The 4,131-nt window shown below is 48.3% G+C and carries 1 protein-coding gene; it reads right to left on the reverse strand.

Annotation, left to right across the window (positions count from 1 at the left end; all coding sequences use genetic code 11):
- Positions 1-3,486 (reverse strand): DUF4347 domain-containing protein (locus QT987_RS29430; protein WP_333246997.1); only part of this gene is annotated, 3,486 nt, incomplete at its 3' end.
- Positions 3,487-4,131 lie beyond the last annotated feature (645 nt).

The raw sequence follows: 4,131 nt of genomic DNA on the forward strand, positions 1-4,131 counted from the left end.
ACTTGTAGTCGGTGTGGGAGTTGGAGTTGGACTTGTAGTCGGTGTGGGAGTTGGACTTGTAGTCGGTGTGGGAGTTGTAGTTGGTGTGGGAGTTGTAGTTGGTGTGGGAGTTGTAGTTGGTGTGGGAGTTGGAGTTGGTGTCAGAGTTGTGGTGACTGTAGATGCGTTGTTGCCTGGAGTGGGGTCAGCGGTAGTTGAGGTACTTCTGGCGGTGTTGGTGACGCTGCCGGATGCAGGTGCGATGAAGCGGACTGTGTTGTTGACGGTGACACCGCTGGCTAAGCTGGGAACGGGCGCGAAGGTGACTATACCTGTAACCCGATCGTAGACGCCGCCGTCGGAGGGGATGACTCCTGTTAAGTCGGGAAGGATGGTGTCGGTAATGGTGACGTTTTCCGCTGTGCTTGGGCCGTTGTTGACTGTGGAAATTGTGTAAGTAACTATTTCACCCGGTGCTGCAGCCGCAGTCCCGGTTTTGGTGGTAACAACGTCGGCACTAGGTGTGAGAGTTGTGGTGAATGTAGATGCGTTGTTGCCTGGAGTGGGGTCAGCGGTAGTTGAGGTACTTCTGGCGGTGTTGGTGACGCTGCCGGATGCAGGTGCGATGAAGCGGACTGTGTTGTTGACGGTGACACCGCTGGCTAAGCTGGGAACGGGCGCGAAGGTGACAATGCCTGTAACCCGATCGTAGACGCCGCCGTCGGAGGGGATGACTCCTGTTAAGTCGGGAAGGATGGTGTCGGTAATGGTGACGTTTGCGGCTGTGCTTGGGCCGTTGTTGACTGTGGAAATTGTGTAAGTAACTATTTCACCCGGTGCTGCAGTCGCAGTCCCGGTTTTGGTGGTAACAACGTCGGCACTAGGTGTCAGAGTTGTGGTGACTGTAGATGCGTTGTTGCCTGGAGTGGGGTCAGCGGTAGTTGAGGTACTTCTGGCGGTGTTGGTGACGCTGCCGGATGCAGGTGCGATGAAGCGGACTGTGTTGTTGACGGTGACACCGCTGGCTAAGCTGGGAACGGGCGCGAAGGTGACTATACCTGTAGTGGCATCGTAGACACCGCCGTTGACTCCTGTTACGACGCCGCCAACGATGCTGTCAGTAATTGTGAGGTTTTCGGCTGTGCTTGGGCCGTTGTTGACTGTCGAAATTATGTAAGTAACTATCTCACCCGGTGCTGCTGCTGCAGTCCCGGTTTTGGTGGTAACAACGTCGGCACTAGGTGTCAGAGTTGTGGTGACTGTAGCCAGCGGATCAGTACCGTTGTTGTTCTCAGGAAAAGGATCTGGGGTAGCTGAGGTATTTCTGGCAGTGTTGCTGACGCTGCCAGATGCAGATGCAGGTGCGATGAAGCGGACTGTGTTAATGGCAGGAGGAGCACCGGAAGGCAAGCTGGGAATCGCTGGGAAGGTGACAATCCCAGTCTCTGCATTGTAAACAGCCTCGTTGGGTAGACTAACTATATTTAAACCGGGAACAATGCTGTCGGTAACGGTGACGTTTGTGGCTGTGCTTGGCCCGTTGTTGACTGTGGAAATTATGTAAGTAACTGTTTCACCCGGTGCTGCTGCCGCAGTCCCGGTTTTGGTGGTAACAACGTCGGCAAGAGCAGCAACAATTGTAGTTGAGACTTGAGAGATGGGTTGGGAACTATTGTTGTTAGCTAGATTTGGGTCGAAAGTGCTGGATGTGCTATAGGCAGTGTTAGTTAAGGGAGCTGTGACTGTTGGGGAAACTGTGGCTGTGATGGTGCGGGTTTGGCTAGCACCGTTAGCCAGAGTCGGAATCGCCGGCCAGATGACCGTCCTCGTTTTGCTGTCTAAAGTACCGCCGTCAGATATGCTGACTGGTATTAAGCCGGCAGGCAGGGGATCTTGAATCAGGACACTTTCGGCGCTGTTTGGCCCGTTATTTGTGGAGGTAATCGTATAGGTAATGGTGCTATTGAGTGTGGCGAACAGCGGGCCTTTTTTAACAATGGAAACGTCGGCTTGGAGTGTAGGCGGATCTATACTTTGGACGACGACATTGTTAACTTCGTGAATGTTTGTGTTTCCCCCTGTCGAAGCAGCAAAGCCAAATTTAAAAGTACGTGGCACTGCTCCGTTTACGTCTGCCAAATTTGGTATATCGATCAGTGTTTCGCCCGCATCAAATGTGCCGTTCCTGTCCAAGTCTAAGGCAACTGTAAGACGGTTAGGTGTTGCTGAAGTCGTTGGGAACAATGTAATTTGAACTGTTCTTTTAGCCTCTGCACGAATGCTTGTATCTTTATTGTCTATCCCAATGGAAACGCCAGTCAGACTGTTAGTTAAAAGACTAGAACCTAAAAATTTATAATTTTCGGTTAGGATTGTGCTTGCCCTGCCTCTAAGTCCTACTGCATCAGGTAGCTGGTCAGTTTCATTGTTCGGGGGGATTCTGCCACCCTGTTTTCCAGCAATAGTGCTAGAATAATTGCCAAACTCGTCTAATCCGACACCTAAATAACCTCCTACAATACCGGGTGAATTTGAATTAGTATTTTGAGCATAGCCTAGAGAGCCGCCAAAGCCTCCCGCTTCTGTTGGCGTAGCTGTTCCGTCAATCAGGAAAAAACTAATCCCATCCGCACCAAGGGGGGTATTATCGTCTGGTAGTCGTTGTGGAAAAAGGACAGTACCTCTGTTATAGGCAAAGAAATCAAAGGTAACTCTCAGACCCTCAGTGGCAGATATGGGGTTGTTGTAGATTACAAAAGCTGCTTGTTGAAAGGCGTTTGATGTTAATCTCAAAGTACCTTGTCCCTCTGTATCGCCAGTCCCTAAAGCGGGAATAACGCCGCTGGGATTAGCAGGGCCTGCCGTTAAGCCTGGTAGAGCGGATGTGCCAGCAATTCCATATATCCAAGGCCCGATCGCTGTTGAATTTTTAAATTCTTCCGCCGCTAAGGTAGCCAGGACTGATGTGTAGCCTTCTAGGACTTCTTTTTCAAAGGCTATTTCGGTATTTATTTGTCCTGTAGTAATTTCTAATTCCCAGTCGCCGCCTAGGGCTGCACTACCAGTTAAATTATTGGACGCGGCAACATTTGCTCCTGTTATTTGGCTGAGTTTTTGTATGAATTTTAGACCAGATTCCCCTGCGCCTGTGTTGCAACTTAACAGCAGAATACTACCTGTTTCGTTGAGAGCTTTACCCCACTGCTGCAATTGGCTGGAATAGGTTTCTATATTGTGAATATTGAGTTCTGCCCGGCCGATTTCTACTGATGCAGATGCGCCGTGAGCAACTATTTGAATGCTGTTGAGGCTGTGCCTTGATGCTGTTATTTCGGCAATTTGTTCGATTCCATCCCGGAATCTATCGAGCAGGATTACTTCTGTATCGCTTTTCACTCCCCTGAGCAACTCTTGGTAGTTTTCTACTTTTGAATCCACAATCGCTAGATTTTTTCGGCTAGCCGTCTCTGCTTTATGGCTAGCTTGTCTCAAGATTTTAGTTTCCATGTTGGTAGATTTCCGTGCTTGTGTAGATGACAAAATTGACAGATTTGGGATGGTTCTTATTGTTGGTTAATTTGGTTGCTAAATCTAAGCTACCCTTTTCATAGAGGATGATAAACTTTCAAGTATAAAGTTTTGAAAATCAAGCATCTAGGATACCCGCCACGTGATTCATCCGTCCAGAAATAAGAAAAAACGTGTATCCGAGAAACTTTACCCCCGAATTTATCTCGCGCAAGTCAATGCTTCAATTCTCAAATCTAAAATCGATCAATTATTATTATTTTTCATGATATATAATAGTTGTCTGTATTTGTTATTTGTGATGTTAGTCAATCATTAGACAGGAATTACTGCGATCGCCCTTGGATGTCCTGATGCGACAGATCGCTGCCAATCATAACATGAATAAGGGGTCACAGCCTTCATATTAGCCAAAACCCTCTATTTTTGGGAAAAATGATATCAGGTCTAACGTTAGTTACATGGTAAATTACTTACGGATTTATCAGCACAAGGGGTCTGACCCCTCATGCCGCTTTTCTGAGTCGGGTGATATCGAGGCTGGCTCAGGATCGCGAATTAAATAACTTACAATTTTAATTGTTATTGTGGGATGGGCGTCCCGCCCGTCCTTTTTGGACGGGC

The sequence above is a fragment of the Microcoleus sp. SVA1B4 genome, from assembly GCF_036700545.1.
Taxonomy (GTDB): domain Bacteria; phylum Cyanobacteriota; class Cyanobacteriia; order Cyanobacteriales; family Microcoleaceae; genus Microcoleus.